The 15,092-nt window shown below is 61.7% G+C and carries 14 protein-coding genes and 1 tRNA gene; 6 read left to right on the top strand and 9 right to left on the bottom strand.

All coding sequences use genetic code 11. The features are described 5' to 3' along the window. Positions 1-44: 44 nt before the first annotated feature. Positions 45-2,390: a PAS-domain containing protein gene (locus H6866_04725; GenBank protein ID USO08516.1), complete on the bottom strand. Its 2,346-nt coding sequence runs from the start codon at positions 2,388-2,390 to the stop codon at positions 45-47. A gap of 72 nt (positions 2,391-2,462) precedes the next feature. On the opposite strand from H6866_04725, the gene H6866_04720 reads away from it, so the two are divergent. Continuing rightward, positions 2,463-4,307 carry an ATP-binding cassette domain-containing protein gene (locus H6866_04720; GenBank protein ID USO08515.1) on the top strand — a complete coding sequence of 615 codons (1,845 nt, stop codon included), beginning with the start codon at positions 2,463-2,465 and terminating at the stop codon, positions 4,305-4,307. On the opposite strand, the gene H6866_04715 is transcribed toward H6866_04720, so the two are convergent. Genes H6866_04715 through H6866_04705 form a run of 3 tightly spaced genes read right to left on the bottom strand, consistent with a single transcriptional unit; the run spans position 4,304 to position 7,049 of the window. Beyond that, positions 4,304-5,152: a DUF808 domain-containing protein gene (locus H6866_04715; GenBank protein ID USO08514.1), complete on the bottom strand. Its 849-nt coding sequence runs from the start codon at positions 5,150-5,152 to the stop codon at positions 4,304-4,306. The two genes, H6866_04720 and H6866_04715, sit on opposite strands and share 4 nt — an antisense overlap. 6 nt (positions 5,153-5,158) lie before the next feature. Next, complete coding sequence (locus H6866_04710) at positions 5,159-5,821, bottom strand: epoxyqueuosine reductase QueH (GenBank protein ID USO08513.1); 663 nt, start codon at positions 5,819-5,821, stop codon at positions 5,159-5,161. Beyond that, complete coding sequence (locus H6866_04705; GenBank protein USO08512.1) at positions 5,811-7,049, bottom strand: MFS transporter; 1,239 nt, start codon at positions 7,047-7,049, stop codon at positions 5,811-5,813. Before H6866_04705 ends, H6866_04710 begins: the two co-directional genes overlap by 11 nt. 152 nt (positions 7,050-7,201) lie before the next feature. Between H6866_04705 and H6866_04700 the strand changes: the two genes are divergently transcribed. Beyond that, on the top strand, positions 7,202-7,627 hold the full coding sequence (locus tag H6866_04700; GenBank protein USO08511.1) for a hypothetical protein: 426 nt from the start codon (positions 7,202-7,204) through the stop codon (positions 7,625-7,627). A 7-nt stretch (positions 7,628-7,634) separates the two neighbouring features. Here the strand turns inward: H6866_04700 and H6866_04695 are convergent, their stop codons facing one another. Next, entirely contained in the window at positions 7,635-8,867 is a 1,233-nt protein-coding gene (locus H6866_04695; protein USO08510.1) for a sodium:proton antiporter, read from the bottom strand. A gap of 115 nt (positions 8,868-8,982) precedes the next feature. Here H6866_04695 and H6866_04690 point away from each other — a divergent pair, with 115 nt between their 5' ends. After that, a complete protein-coding gene (locus H6866_04690) occupies positions 8,983-9,741 on the top strand; it encodes a hypothetical protein (protein USO08509.1) in 759 nt (252 codons plus the stop codon). A 43-nt stretch (positions 9,742-9,784) separates the two neighbouring features. Next, positions 9,785-10,177, top strand: coding sequence for a VOC family protein (locus tag H6866_04685; GenBank protein USO08508.1), 393 nt, complete (start codon positions 9,785-9,787; stop codon positions 10,175-10,177). 177 nt (positions 10,178-10,354) lie between these two features. Here the strand turns inward: H6866_04685 and H6866_04680 are convergent. From H6866_04680 to H6866_04670, 3 genes are all read right to left on the bottom strand, one after another. Next, positions 10,355-10,444 (bottom strand) — tRNA-Ser (locus tag H6866_04680). A gap of 230 nt (positions 10,445-10,674) precedes the next feature. Further along, complete coding sequence (locus tag H6866_04675; GenBank protein USO08507.1) at positions 10,675-11,325, bottom strand: helix-turn-helix transcriptional regulator; 651 nt, start codon at positions 11,323-11,325, stop codon at positions 10,675-10,677. 89 nt (positions 11,326-11,414) lie between these two features. Continuing rightward, the gene (locus H6866_04670) at positions 11,415-12,140 is read right to left on the bottom strand and encodes an alpha/beta hydrolase (protein ID USO08506.1); all 726 of its coding nucleotides are present in this window, start codon (positions 12,138-12,140) and stop codon (positions 11,415-11,417) included. A 36-nt stretch (positions 12,141-12,176) separates the two neighbouring features. On the opposite strand from H6866_04670, the gene H6866_04665 reads away from it, so the two are divergent. Together H6866_04665 and H6866_04660 are read left to right on the top strand one after the other, a co-directional pair. Beyond that, a complete protein-coding gene (locus H6866_04665) occupies positions 12,177-13,340 on the top strand; it encodes a glycosyltransferase family 4 protein (protein USO08505.1) in 1,164 nt (387 codons plus the stop codon). After that, on the top strand, positions 13,337-14,320 hold the full coding sequence (locus H6866_04660) for a glycosyltransferase family 9 protein (GenBank protein ID USO08504.1): 984 nt from the start codon (positions 13,337-13,339) through the stop codon (positions 14,318-14,320). The genes H6866_04665 and H6866_04660 overlap by 4 nt, the downstream gene beginning before the upstream one ends. Positions 14,321-14,342: 22 nt before the next feature. Here the strand turns inward: H6866_04660 and H6866_04655 are convergent, their stop codons facing one another. Beyond that, positions 14,343-14,924: a translation initiation factor IF-3 gene (locus tag H6866_04655; GenBank protein ID USO08591.1), complete on the bottom strand. Its 582-nt coding sequence runs from the start codon at positions 14,922-14,924 to the stop codon at positions 14,343-14,345. Between the last annotated feature and the right edge of the window lie 168 nt (positions 14,925-15,092).

Below are 15,092 nucleotides of genomic sequence, written 5' to 3'. Positions count from 1 at the left end.
CGCGGCGCATCCTTTTATGTTTGCGCGGGCGGGCCCGCAGACTCTTACGTCTGCGCGGGTGGGCCCGCGCGGGGCAACGTAATCGTTACTTCGGTGCCTTCGCCGGGGCGGCTGGACAGGCTGACCTCGCCGCCATGCATCCGCACGATGTCGCGCACGATGGCAAGGCCAAGGCCGGGGCCGCTTGCCCCACCATGCGCGTTGGTCACGCCCGCGCGCTGGAAGGGCGCAAAAATACGGTCCTGTTCATCGGCGGGGATGCCGATGCCGGAATCGCGCACGGTAAGTTTGACCGCATCGGCGTCGCCGCGCAGCACCAGTGCAATCGTGCCGCCGCCGGGGGTGAAGGAAATCGCGTTGCGGATCAGGTTGACCAGCACCTGTTTGACGCGGCGGGCGTCGGCGCGAACCATACCGATATCCGCCGGGCAATCGAGGCTGGTTTGCAAGGTTTCGCGGCCCGCCCATTCGCGGGTCAGGTCGTAAACCTCGCGCGCGGTCTGGCCGATGTCGACCTCGCCCAGACGCAGGGACATAACGCCGGCCTCGATCTGCGTGAGGTCGAGAATGTCGTCGATCAACGCGGTCAAATTCGCGCCCGCATCGATGATGCCGCGCGTGTATTCGCGCTGTTTGTCGTTGAGTTCGCCGAAATAGTTATTGGCCAGAATTTCGGCGAAGCCGGTCATGGCGGAAAGGGGGGTTCGCAATTGATAGGAAACGTTGGCGAGGAAGTCCGTCTTGAGTTTTTCCGCCTCCTCCAGCGCGTGGGCCTTTTCGCGCAAGGCTTCCTCGAAACGGAATTTGTCGGTGATGTCGCGCAAGGTTTTCATCACGCCGCCGTCGGGCATGGGCACCGAGGCGAATTCCAGCACCGTGTCGTCGTCGCGATGAAGCTGGCAGGTTTGTTCCTTGCGCTGAAGGCCGAGCGAGACGAGAATCGATTCGATGTCCTTCCAGCCGAGCTTGAAGAATTTACGGTGTTTTTGCACCAGCTCGGTGATGTGCGGTTCGCCTTCCAGATCCTCGGGGTTGAGGCCCCAGAGCGTCATGTAACGCGGATTAAAGTATTTCAGGCGTCCGTCCGGCCCGAACACCGCCACGCCTTCGGCCAGATTTTCCAGCGTTTCGCGCTGCATGGCCATAAGCGTGTTGTAGGAGGATTCGAGTTCGAGGCGCGAAGTCACGTCCTCGAAGGTCATCATCAGCCCGCCCATCGGGTGCGGCGCCGCCAGCATCCGGATCGCCGCGCCGCTTGGCAGGTAAAGCATGTCCTCGTGCGGGTGAAGCAGGCCCGTGAACATATCGACCCATGATTTTTTGAAAGCGCGGAAATCCGCCTGTTCCGGCAGACGGCGCAGCTCGCGCAGTTTTTCCATCAAATCGCCGAGTTTCGGACGTTCGTTGAGATAGCTGTCTTCCACCCCCCACAGCCGCCCAAAGGCGGAATTGTGAAATTCAAGACGGTGATCGGCGGCGAAAATCGCGATCGCAGTCTGCAACTGTTCAAGCAGCTTGCCCTGCGCCGCGACATAGCGTTTGTGTTCTGCGGTGCGATCTTCCTCGGCGGTGACGTCGGCGGTCTGGATCAACACGCGGTCGTCGCCGCCCATGGGCAGGATCGCGAATTCGACGACGCGCCGACGCCCGCCCACGATCAGGCGCGCGCGCAGGGTTTGCGGTTTTTTGTCGGCACGCGCGGCGCGGATCATCTGGCGCAGTCTGGCGGGCGCGTCCTCGGTTCCGCCCGGAATGGTGACGGGCAGCCAGATCTGGGTTTCGACGATTTCGGCGGCGGGGCGTTCAAGCGCGCGGGCATAGGCGGCGTTGACCCAGGCGATGTCGTTGAGCGCGTCGGCGATCCAGACGGGCATCGGCACGGCGTCGAGCGCGGCGCGCAGCTTCCCGGTTTCGTCGTCGGCGGTTTTGCGTTTGGCCTTGAGTTCGGCGATTTCAAGCGCGTCGGCGGTAACGTCGTGCAGCCAAAGGATGTCGAAAGTGTCGAGCCCGCCCAGATCGTGCCCGCGCGTGCCGTGGATGTGCAGCGTGCGACCGCCGCGCGTGCGGGCGCGCAGAGCGAAACCTTCGCCGTTTTGGGCGAGGGCGAGAAACCCTTCCTCCAGCGCGGCGGCATCGGCGGCTTCCAACACGTTTTCAATATCGTGCACGGTGGTCAGGCGGTCGATGCCCAGCGCGCGGGCGAAGCCGCGCGAATACAGCAGCGCGCCGCCCGGCGCAGGTTTTCCGTCGACCCCGCGCGCCCAGCCGCAATATTCCAGCGGCAGGGCGGAAAAAAACGCCTCCAGCCGCCGCTTTTCGGCACGCGCGGCCGCGCCGCCCAGCAAAAAGGAAAAGAACCCCGACATCGCGCATAAGGGTACAGGCTTCATGGTTTGGCGAAAAGGGCGTTTTCACACGGTTTTACCTTGTGCCATGGCCATGGAATGGCTTAATCAGGCGCCATGCCTGAACGCCTGATCCTCCATGTCCGCGACGCGCTGGTCGCCTTCGGCAAGAAGCCGCTGTTTGAAAATCTGGAATTTTCGATTCTGGAAGGGGACAAAATCGCGCTGGTGGGCAAGAACGGCGCGGGCAAGACGACGTTGATGAATGTGATTACCGGCGCGCGAACGCTGGACGACGGCGACCGCTGGCAGCTTGAGGGCACCACCATCGGTTATCTGCAGCAGGACATTCCCATGCGTCCGGGCCAGAGCGTGCGCGATTTCGTGCGCGAGCATGTGCGGGTTTCGGACACGCACGAGGCGGTGGATTACCGGATCGACGCGGTCTTGCATCCGCTCGACCTCGACCCGGATTGGACGATGGACACGATGTCGGGCGGCCAGCTGCGGCGCGCGGCGCTGGCGCGCGCGCTGGTCGAGGACCCGGACATACTGCTTTTGGACGAGCCGACCAACCATCTGGATCTGGACATCATCGAGTGGCTGGAAAATTATTTGAAGAATTTCCGTGGCGCGGTGCTGTGCGTCAGCCACGACCGGACCTTCCTTGCCAATATGTCGGACAAGGTGTTCTGGCTGGATCGCGGGCGGATGCGGGTGTGCCCGAAAGGTTTTTCCGATTTCGAGGACTGGCAGACCGCGCTGATCGAGCAGGAGGCGCGCGAGCTTAAAAACCGGCAGAAATGGCTGGAGATGGAGGAAGAGTGGGCAAGCCGCGGCGTGCCCGCGCGGCGCAAGCGCAATCAGAAGCGGCTTGAGATGATGCGTGCCGAGCGGGCGCGGCTTAAGGCCGATCTGTCTTCCTATCGCCGGATGATCGCGAAGGTCGAGCTTGAGGCGGGCGAAACCGAAATCGGCGCACGGCTGATCACGGAATTCACCCGCGTGCATAAAAGTTTCGGCGAGAAAAAGATTCTCGACGGGTTTTCGCTGCGCATCATGCGCGGGGACCGGATCGGCATTCTGGGCCGCAACGGGTCGGGCAAGACGACGTTCCTGAAACTTCTGGTTGACGAGATGAAGCCCGACGCGGGCACGATCAAGCGCGCGCGGGACATCAACATTTCCTATTTCGACCAGCAACGAAAGGACATGCGTCCGGACTGGTCTTTATGGCGCACGCTTTTGCCCAATGGCGGCGATTACATCACGGTGATGGGCAAGACGCGGCATGTGTGCGGATATCTGAAAGATTTTCTGTTCGATCCCGCGGACGCGATGCAGGCGGTGGGTTCGCTTTCGGGCGGGCAGAAAAACCGGTTGATGCTGGCCAGGGTTTTGGCCAATCCCGGCAATTTCCTGATTCTGGACGAACCCACCAACGATCTGGACATGGAGACGCTGGACATGCTGGAGGAGGTTTTGTCCGCCTATGCCGGGACCTTGATCGTGGTCAGCCACGACCGCGACTTCCTTGACCAGACGGTGTCGAAGATCATCGCCTTCGAGGGCGATGCAAAAATCGAAATGTGCATCGGCGGTTATTCCGATTATCTGGAGATGAAAAAAGAGCAAAAGGCGCCGCAAAAAGGCGCGGCCAAGACCAAAGGCGCGGCACCTGAATCCGCGCCCGCTTCCACGTCCGCCGCTTCCGCCGCATCGCCGGCGCGCGCGGCCAAGCTGTCTTACAAGCTGCAATACGAACTGGACAACCTGCCGGAAAAAATCGCGGGGTTCGAGGACGAGATCGCGACCCTGACCAAAAAACTGCAGGACAACGATTTCTATATGCAGGACAAGGACGGGTTCGCGCAGGCGACGCGCTATCTGGAACGGGCGAAAAAGAATCTGGACGCCGCTTTGGCGCGCTGGGTCGCGCTTGAGGACATGAAGGGCGGTTAGGACAAGAAGCCCCGCCGCAAACGGCGCGCGGCCAGTATCGCGCCTTTGGCGGCCAGCGCCGCTGCAAGGCCGCAGACAAAGCCGAGCGCCATGGCCAGAGCCGCGCCAGGCAGGCCATGCATCCACGGTTCCGCCAGGCGGTGCAGCGGCGGGATGCCATGCAGCAGGATCTGACCGCCGACCACGAACATCGCGGCGGTTCCCAGCACGCCCAGCGCGCGCATCAGCCATGGCGCGGCATACAGGATGCCCCGGCCCAGCGTGCTTGCAAATCCGCTTTTGCGCGCGAGGTAAAGACCGAGATCGTCGAGCTTCACAATCGCGGCCACCAGTCCGTAAACCAGCACGGTCATCGCAAGTCCGACCAGCACCAGTGTGGCGATGCGCGTAACAAGATCAGCATCAGCCACGATACCGAGGGCGATCACGATGATTTCGGCGGAGAGAATGAAGTCGGTGCGGATGGCGCCGCGGATTTTTTCTTGTTCGCTGCCGCCGCCGGCTTTTTGTGCGGGCGGGTGCGGCAGGATTTTTTGCGCGCCTTCAAAACACAAATAAAGGCCGCCAAGCGTCAGAAGCGGACCGATCAGCGCGGGCAGCAACGCGGACAGCGCGATCGCGGCGGGGACGATGACGGCCTTGTTGATCAACGACCCCTTGGCGACGGACCAGACCACGGGCAATTCGCGCTCGGCCGGAGTGCCGATCACCTGTTTCGCGTTGAGCGCCAGATCGTCGCCGACCACGCCGGCGGTCTTGGCGGCCGCGACCTTGGTCATGCCCGCGATGTCGTCAAGCAGGGTGGTGATGTCGTCAAGCAGGGTGAAAAGCGTGGCAAAGGCCATGGCGGATTATTTGCCGTCGTCGCCGTAAAAACGGGTGCCGATCTCGATTTTTGCGTGGCCTTTGGCCATGCGTTCCTTGTTGGTGTCGCGCCGTGAATAGACGCAGCCGCAATATTCCTGCTGGTAGAAATGCTCGCGCTTGGCGATCTCGATCATGCGGTGGGAGCCGTTGTCCTTGCGCCAGTTGTAGTCCCAGTATTGCAGCCCGTCGTAACGCGCGGCGGCACGGCGCCCGCAATCGTTGATCTGTTCCATGTTCTTCCAGCGCGAAATGCCAAGGCACGAGGTAAACAGCGGAAATCCGTTTTCATGGGCGTAAAGCGCGGCGCGTTCAAAGCGCATGTCGAAACATTCTGTGCAACGGCGCCCGCGCTCCGGCTCCCACTCCATGCCCTCGACCCGCGCGAACCAGTTGGAGGTGTCGTAATCGTTGTCGATAAAAGGAATGCCCATCTTTTCGGCGAAACGGACATTTTCGTCCTTGCGCAGGTCGTATTCCTCGCGCGGGTGGATGTTCGGGTTGTAGAAGAAGACCGTGATATCCAGCCCCGCTTCGGCCATCGCCTCCATCACCTCGCCCGAACAGGGGGCGCAGCAGGAATGCAACAGCACACGCCCGGTTCCGTCCGGAACCGGCAGATGCATGCGGCGCGGGAATTCAGTGTTCATGGTGGCTATCTATAGCAGTCTTGCGCAGGCTGGGCGATAAAATAGCGATGATCGCGACCACGGCAAGGGACATCACCGCGCCAAAAACGACCGACGGGACAAGGCCCAGAAACCGCGCGGCGGTGCCGGATTCAAATGCGCCGATCTCGTTCGACGAAATCACGAACATGGATTTGATCGCGGAGACACGGCCCATCATCGGCACGGGTGTCAGCAATTGCACGATGGTGCCGCGGATCACCATGTTGATCCCGTCAAACGCGCCGGACACGGCCAGACACAGCAGCGAGAACCACATGACGTGCGAAAGGCCGAAACCCAGCATGCACAAGCCGAACCCGGCGAACACCCATAGAAGTTGCGCCCCGGAAAGGTGGCGCATCGGCCTGAGCGCGAGGAACAGGCCTACCGCGACCGAACCCGCGAAGGGCGCGGCGCGCAAAAGGCCCAAGCCTTCGGGGCCGACATGCAGGACCTGGTCGGCATAGGCGGGCAGCATCGCGACCGCACCACCGAACAGCACCGCGAACATATCAAGCGCCATCACCGAAAGTACGACCGGGCTTTTAAGGATGAAGCGCCAGCCGGAAAGGATGCTGACCCATGCCGGTTCGCGCATCCGCGGGGCGGCGGCGTAGGCCGGTTTAAGGGAAAAAGCCACAAAAACCGACACTGTCAGCAGGGCGAAAGGAATGATCCACGCGCCGCGCGCGCCGTATCCGCCATAGACGATACCCGCCAGCGCGGGGCCGGCGATCGCGCCGCTTTGGAACAGGCTGCCCATCCATGCGTTCGCACCCGCAAGCTGGGGCCGGGGCACCAACATGGGAATCAAGGTGGTGGAGGCCGGCATGGTGAAGGCGCGGGCAAGGCCGGACACGAACACGCCCGCGAACAGCACCGCGACGATCGTGGATTCGGCCAGCGGCAGATGCCCGCCGCCAACCAGCATCAGCACGAATGTGTTCAGGCACAGCGTGACCAGCGCCAGCGCATAGACGCGGTGCGGGCGCGATATATCGACGATGTGCCCAGCGAAAAGCGAAGAAACAAGGGCGGGTGCGGCCTCGGCCAGGCCGGTGAGGCCGAGCATCCACGGGTCCTTGGTCAGGGAATAAATCTGCCAGCCGACGATCACCGCCTGGGCCTGAAGGGCCAGGGTCGTGGTAAAGCGCGCCGCCAGCAGGCGGCGGAAGTCACGGTTGCGCAGGATCTCGAACGACAGCATGGGCGCGCGACACTGCGCCCTGTGGCGGGTCCGGTCAAGCCCCGGCGTGCGCAGGGGGCGTGCCCCATGAATTGCCCAGTGGCAATTGCCCTGTGGCTTGCATTGCAGCGCGCGTGAGGTATTCTTCGCGGTACAGGTTTTTGGAGGTTTCGATGCGTCTTTTCGCCCTGATTTTGCTGGTTGCGGTGGTGCCGTTCGCGGCCGGATGCAAGCAGGAAAAAAAGCAGGAAGCGCAGGACGCCACGTCAGCGCCGTATGGCGTGGATGCGCCGCAGGGTCAGACGTCCGCGCCGTCCGCACCTGCGCGTGTCGCCGATGGGTGGTCCGGTCGCTGGATCGGGCCGGGGGATTCGTATCTGATCGTCCAGAACGAGGACGGGTACACCGTCACGATCGCCGACCAAAGCGGGCTTAACCAGTATCCGGCGCGTCCCACCAAGGCGGGCATGGAATTCCTGCGCGCGGGCAAGATCGAATCCCTGAATTCCGGAAGCGGGGCGGATACCGGCGTAAAGGAACTGGCGCGCCAGCGCAGTTGCCTGATCGTCAAGCCGGGTGAAGGTTATTGCCGGGAATAAAGGGCCGCTAGCGCCCGACCCATGCCAGCAGGCGGCGGAAGGTCAGGCCCTGCACCAGAATCGAAAACAGCACGACGACATAAGTCATCGGGACGATCAGGTTTTTTTCCGGTCCCGCGGGCAGGGAGAGCGCCATCGCGATCGACAGTCCGCCGCGCAAGCCGCCCCATGTCAAAAGGCGGATCGTGCCGCGTTCAAAGCGCGTGCGCAGACGCAAAATCGTAACCGGGAGCGCGACGCTGACCAGCCGCGCAGCCAGCACCGCGATAATCGCCAGTGCGCCCATCAGCGCCTGCGGCAGGTGAATGGGGATCACCAGAATCTCAAGCCCGATCAACATGAACAGTACCGCGTTCATGATCTCGTCCAGCAATTCCCAGAACAGGTCTAGGCGGTGTTTGGTGATGTCGGACATGGCCATGGCGCGGCCGTGATTGCCGACGACCAGCCCCGCCGCGACCATGCAGATCGGCGCCGAGACATGGATGTATTCCGCAATCGCATAGCCGCCGGTGACCAGCGCGAGGGTGAGCAGCGCCTCGGTCTTGTAATCGTCGATCGCGCGCATCAAGCGGTACGTGCCCCAGCCCAGCCCCGCGCCGAGGGCGAGACCGCCCCCCGCCTCGCGCAGAAAGCCCAGCCCGACATGCAATGCTGTGGGCGGTTCGGGTGTCATGGCGATGGACAGGATGGTCAGGAAGATCACCACGCCCACACCGTCGTTGAACAGGCTTTCGCCGCCGATTTTGGTGTACAGGGTTTTTGGCGCGCCAACCTGTTTTAAAATCGCCAGCACCGCGATCGGGTCGGTCGGCGCGATCAGCGCGCCGAACAAAAGCGCATAGATAAGAGGCAGATCGACGCCCAGAAAATGCGCGGCCATCCAGACCAGTGCGCCCGTGATCGCAGTGGCCAGCACCACGCCCACGGTCGCCAGAATCGCCACCGGCCATTTAACGCGCGCGAGATCGGCCAGATTGATGTGCAGCGCGCCCGCGAACAGCAAGAAGGACAACATACCGTGCAGCAGCACTTGCGAAAAATCGATGGTGCCCAGAAACGCGGTGGCCAGTGTCAGGTCGATCCAGCCTGCCGCCGCCAGCAGGATGCCAACCAGTGAAACCAGCAGCGCGAAGGCCATATGCCCGATGGTGGAGGGCAGGCCGATATATTTCTGGTTTATGAAGCCGCCAAGGGCGGCAAGGCAAAGAAGAACGGCGGTGATCTGATAAATCGTCATGCCCCATGGTAACAGCGAAGCAGGCGCGGGCGGAACCGGAAAAGATCGGCCGGGGGATTTCAGCTTGAGTTCAGGTATCGCGCCTATATGCTTGGCTGGACGGAAGGAAGATTTCATGGACAACGCGATTGAAAAAACGCTCAGCAAGGTGCCGGCGGTCACGCTGGGTTTCTGGATCATGAAAATTCTGGCCACCACGCTGGGCGAAACCGGTGGTGATGCGGTATCGATGTCGATGGGGCTTGGTTATCTTGCCGGGACCGTGATTTTCGCCGTGGTCTTTCTGGCGGCGGTGTTCGTCCAGATCCGGGCGGCGCGCTTCCATCCTGTGATCTACTGGGTGACGATCATTGCCACCACCACCGTGGGCACGACGCTGGCCGATTTCGCCGACCGGTCGCTTGGTATCGGCTATGCCGGCGGGTCGACGCTTTTGCTTGGCCTGTTACTGGCGTCGTTGTTTGTCTGGCATCGGACGATGGGCAGCATCGCGGTTGCCAGCATCGTCAGCGCGAAGGCCGAGATGTTTTACTGGGTCACCATCATGTTTTCACAGACGCTGGGCACCGCGCTGGGCGACTGGACGGCGGACGACGCGGGGTTTGGTTATACCGGCGCGGCGGCGATTTTCGGCGGCATGCTGGCCGTACTGGCGGGATTGTATTACGGCACGAAGATTTCGCGCACCTTCCTGTTCTGGGCCGCGTTCATTTTGACCCGGCCTTTGGGTGCGGTGGTGGGCGATTTTCTTGACAAGCCTGTCGCGCAGGGCGGGCTGGAGCTCAGCCGTTACGCCGCCTCTCTGGTGCTGGTGGCCGGGATCATGCTGTGCGGCCTGCTGTTCCGGCACAAGGCGGCGGAAAAAGCGCATTAGATAGATTAGCGGAAGCGCCGGTCCCTCTTTGAAAGGCAAACACATGAATCCCGTCGTTCATTTCGAAATGCCGTACCGCGACGCGCGACGCGCCGGTGCGTTTTACGAACAGGCCTTTGGCTGGAAGCCGCGATTTTTGGGCGAGGAAATGGGAAACTATATCCACATGACGACATCAGAAGGGGATGCCTGCAATACGGACCATCGCGGCACGATCAACGGCGGCATGTTTCCGTTCAAGGTGGATTGGCCGATGCAGTATCCATCCATCGTCATCGCGGTCGAGGACATCAGGGCGGCCATGGACCGCGTGAAGCAGGCCGGTGGAGAGGTGCTGGGCGAGCCGATGACGATTCCGGGCATCGGTGAATATGTGTCCTTTACCGACACGGAAGGCAACCGCAACAGCATTCTGCAACCGGGAAACGGCTGCTAGGGCTCGGCCTCATCCATGTCATGATCGTGCGCCCGGTTTGCGGCCGCATTATGAAGACGGGTATTTCGCTGCTTTCGTGATCGATCCGGACGGCCATAACATCGAAGCTGTTTATTCGCCGCGCCGCCGGGGGGGATGAGATTGCAAAAACAGGCCCAAAAGGGCCCGTTTTTATAATGGCGGAGGGGATGAGATTCGAACTCACGATACGGTTTCCCGTATACACACTTTCCAGGCGTGCGCCTTCAACCACTCGGCCACCCCTCCGCATATAAAATTCGCCGTGTTGTGGCCTCGTGGTTGAGGCTGTTTTGTTGTCGTTGCCGACAACGGGGCACTCGGCCACCCCTTACGCATATAAAATTCGCCGTGTTGTGGCCTCGTGGTTGAGGCTGTTTTGTTGTCGTTGCCGACAACGGGGCACCCGGCCACCCCTTTTGTATCAAATCGCGGCAGACCTTAGCGAAAGAAGCGCGGCGGCGCAACTGCCGGGCGTTTCAGCTTTCGTCCGTGCGGGCCGGTCGCACCGGGTCCGCGCCGGTGGACCAAAGCAGGTCGAAGGCCAGCGCCTGGGTGCGCGTCAGATCGGCGCTTTTGAGAATCGCGATCTGGCGTTGCGCCCAGAAGACATAAGCGACGCGGTCGGCATAGATGATGGTGTCGACGGGGCCGAGACGTTCAGGCGCGACCACGCGGTAATGCTCGGCCCCGCGCGGGTAAAAACCGGGCATGTCGCGGGTGATCAGGCGTTCGTGCAGTCCCGCCTCGCTTTTCCGGGCGGCATACAGACGGCTTGCATCGGGATCGTGGGCGGTGAAATTGCGAATATCGGCAAGGACGCTGCGGACTTCCTGTCCGCGGGCGCTTGAAAGGATGTCGGCGATCAGGTCGCGCAGGAAGCTTTCCCCCTCCAGCCTTGTCACGGTCACCGCATCATGGCGCAGTTCAACCCCGCGCGTGCCGATAAAGGCGATGCCGTGGCCTTCCAGCGTGCGTTGAAGCTTTTCCAGCGTGCCCTGACGCGGGTTGGTGGTGCCGCGTTCGATATTGTTGATGACGTTAAGGTGCATGCCGGATTCACGGGCAAGGTCGGCCTGAGTCCAGTCGAGCAGCGCACGGGCTGCCTTGATTTGCGGAACCGTCATCATCCCGACTATTGAATGGTGTTTGATGGTGTAAAATCAACATTAAATTTTGTATTTGTTTGCGGTTATAATTTTATACACATTTTATTGTGTTAAATGCGGCTTATAACATCTAGCAAGGCGGATTCCTGAATGGCCAGATCCTCGGGCCGGTTCAGGCGATGGTCGCCATCGGGAATCAGCGTCACGCGCACGCGGGCCGGATCGGCAAAGCGCGCAGCCACCGATTCGGCGGTTTGCCACGGCACACTCTCGTCCCTTTGGCCCTGTACCAGATGGACGGGCCCGTCGAAATACCAGGGTTCGTCCATCACGAAATTCGCGGGGCCGTCGGCGATCAGACCGGGCGGATAATCGGGCCCCGGCGCGACATGGGCGGTGAAATCCGGCGCGGTGGCGATGCCGACAAGGGCCGCCACACGATCGGGCCGTTCCTCCATCGCGCGCAGGGCGGTCCAGCCGCCCATGGACGAACCCATTAACACCACCGGGCCTTCGGTCAGTTGGTCGATCACCAGAAGGACGTCGTGGACGGCGCGCGAGAGGGTGAAGTCCGTATACGGGCCGTTATCGGGGCCGGCGCCGTGGCCATAGGCGTCGTAGCGGATAAAGGGAATGGCGTGACGGCGGCAGGTGGCATCGAGAAACAGGGCCTTGGTCGCGTTGCGGTCGGAGCGCAGGCCATGCAGGAATACCACCGCAGGGCCGGCTTTGGCCGGTTGCGCAGGGTGAAAGCGGTCATAAGGCAGGTGCGTGCCGTCGGGCCGGAGCAGAAATCCGGGTGCATCAATATCGGGGGTAAGGGTTTCAGGGGGCATAGGTTTCTGCTATCAGAATCGTTCGGACAGGACCATATGCTGAATCTGAAAACCCAAAAGACCCCCGTGGTCATGCAGATCATCCCGGAACTTGGCCCCGGCGGGGCGGAGCAGGGGTGCATTGACGTCGCCGCCGCGCTGGTACAGGCGGGGGCGCGGGCGCTGGTTGTCGCTTCGGGCGGTGCGCGGGTGGGCGAAATCATCCGCGCCAAGGCCGAATTCATCCCGATGCCGGTGCAATCCAAAAACCCGTGGGAGATGTACTGCAATATCGGGCGCATCCGGCGGCTGATCAATGCCTGGAACGTCGATATCGTGCATGTGCGCTCGCGTGCGCCGGCGTGGAGCGCGTGGTATGCGTGCAAGGGCACGGGCGCGAAATTCATGACCACGGTGCATGCGCCGTATAACGAGGGCGGGAAGCTCAAGCATTTCTACAATTCGATCATGATGCGCGGCGAACGCGTGATCGCGATTTCCGGCCATGTCGCACGCTATATCACCGAAAATTTCCGGATCAATCCGGACAAGATGCGGCTGATCCACCGGGGCATCGCGCTGGAGCGTTTTCATCCGACCATGGTGGGGATGCAGCGCATGGCGACGCTTTTGCGCGACTGGCGGATCGAGGACGGCGCGCCGATCGTGCTTTTGCCCGGTCGGATCACGCGTTGGAAGGGGCATCATGTATTGTTGCAGGCGATGTCCCAACTTGGGCGGCCGGACGTGTTTTGCGTACTTCTGGGTTCGGATCAGGGACGTACGGAGTACAGGCAGGAATTGGAGGCGCAGATCGGCGCGCTGGGTCTGACCGGACAGGTCCGGATCATTGATCATTGCAGCGACATGCCGGCGGCGTACATGATTTCGTCGGTCGTGGTTTCGGCCTCGACCGATCCGGAAGGGTTCGGCCGCGTACCTGTCGAAGCGCAGGCGATGGGGCGGCCGATCATCGCGACAGACCATGGCGGCGCACAGGAAACCATTTTGCGCGGGGAAACCGGCTGGCTGATCCCGCCGAATGACGTACAGGCCATGGCCGAGGCGCTGCGTCAGGCGCTGGCGCTTACGCCGGGGCAGCGCGCGGCGCTGGCCACGCGGTCCATGGCTCATGTCGCCGGGCATTTCACGCGCGAGAAAATGTGCGCCGAAACGCTGGCGGTGTACGCCGAACTTCTGGCTGAGAAGTACGGGCAATGACAGGTGCTACCCGCCGCGGCAACATCCTTGTAATCAAGCATGGCGCGTTTGGCGATTTCATTCAGGCGCTGGGGGCTATGCGCGCGATAAGGCAGGTGCACAAGGACGCGAAGATCACGCTTTTGACCACAAAGCCCTTTGTCGCGTTGGCCGAGGCATCGGGGTATTTCGACGCGGTGGCCGCGGATCTTCGTCCGAAATGGTATCAGTTCATCAAGCTGTCGGTGTTGCGCCGCTTTCTCAACGATGGGAAATTCGGGCGGGTGTACGATCTTCAGAACAGTGAGCGTACGGGTCTGTATCTCGGTCTGTTCAAGCGTGTGCCGGAATGGAGCGGAATCGCGTTTTCGGCATCCCACCACATGCCGGACGACGCGGCGCGGCGTACTCTGCATGTGTTCGACGCGCTGCGCGCGCAATTGGCGATTGCGGGTATAAAAAAGGTCGAGGTCGACGATTTGTCGTGGATCAAGGCGAATGTTGATTCCTTCGCCCTGCCCAAACCTTATGTACTGATCGCCGCCGGATGTTCGCCGCAGCATCCGAAAAAACGTTGGCCGGTCGACCGTTACGTTGCGTTGGCGCAGTGGATTGCGGCGCAGGGGCATACGCCGGTGCTTTTGGGGACCGCGGCGGAGGCGGATGTGAATGCGCAGATTCTGGCCAGCTGTCCGCAGGCGGTCGATCTGACCGGCCTTACGACGATTCAGCAGGTCGCCGTGCTGGCCCGCCAGGCCGCGGCGGCGGTGGGCAACGATACCGGGCCGATACAGATGATCGGACCGACGGGGTGCCGGACAATCGGGCTTTACCCTGGATTTTCCAATCCGAAACGGCACGGGCCGCTGGGGGTCAACGTGGTCACGATCCAGAAACCGGCGATGGCGGATATCAGCATCGACGAGGTTGCGGAAAAGCTCGCGCCATGGGTCGCGGGGATCGCAGGCGCGGCACAGCCCGCGGCAGGCGCCGCGGAATAAAGGCCGCGAAGGCGAATAAGTATCAGCTTTTCGGGGCGGGCATCAGGACCATGACCGCCTGACGGCCTTCGGCCTGAATGTCCTGTTCAACCTTGGAAAGATCGGCAAGGTCCGTCTTGGCGCGGCGCATCACCTGAAGCGAAAGGTCGAGGTGGCTTTGTTCGCGTCCGCGGAAGCGCAGGGTGAATTTCACCTTGTCGCCGTCGGTCAGAAACTGGCGCGCCTGCTTGATCTTGATCTGATAATCGTGATCGCCGATGGTCGGGCGCAGCTTGAGTTCCTTGATGTCGATGGTCTTTTGCTTTTTGCGCGCCTCGTTGGCTTTTTTCTGCTGCTCGTATTTGTATTTGCCGAGATCAAGAATTTTGCACACGGGCGGGGCCGCGTTGGGCGACACCTCGATCAAATCAAGGCCCGCTTCGCGCGCGCGCTTGATGCCGTCATAGGGGGTCATGACCCCCAGCATTTCGCCGTTTTCATCGATAACGCGCACTTCCCGGGCGCGGATTTGTTCGTTGACGCGGGGGCCATCTTCATTGAGCGGCGGACGGCGCGGCGGCAGAGGCGGGCGGGCGATGGGGCATTCTCCTGATATTGTTAAAATCGTAAAGCCCGATTATTACGGCGGTTCGGCAGCGGTTGCAAGGTCTGCATGCGGCAGATGTGTACGATGGCCGGGCCCCGCACTTTGCAAAAACGCGGCTTTCGCCCGTGTTTATGTTGACATAATCAACACCGGCGGTGTAGCTGTCTGGTTTGCCCCGTAGGAGAG

The sequence above is a fragment of the Rhodospirillales bacterium genome, from assembly GCA_023898805.1.
Classification (GTDB): Bacteria; Pseudomonadota; Alphaproteobacteria; order Micavibrionales; family UBA1664; genus UBA6145.
This window is presented reverse-complemented; position numbering and strand designations above follow the sequence as displayed.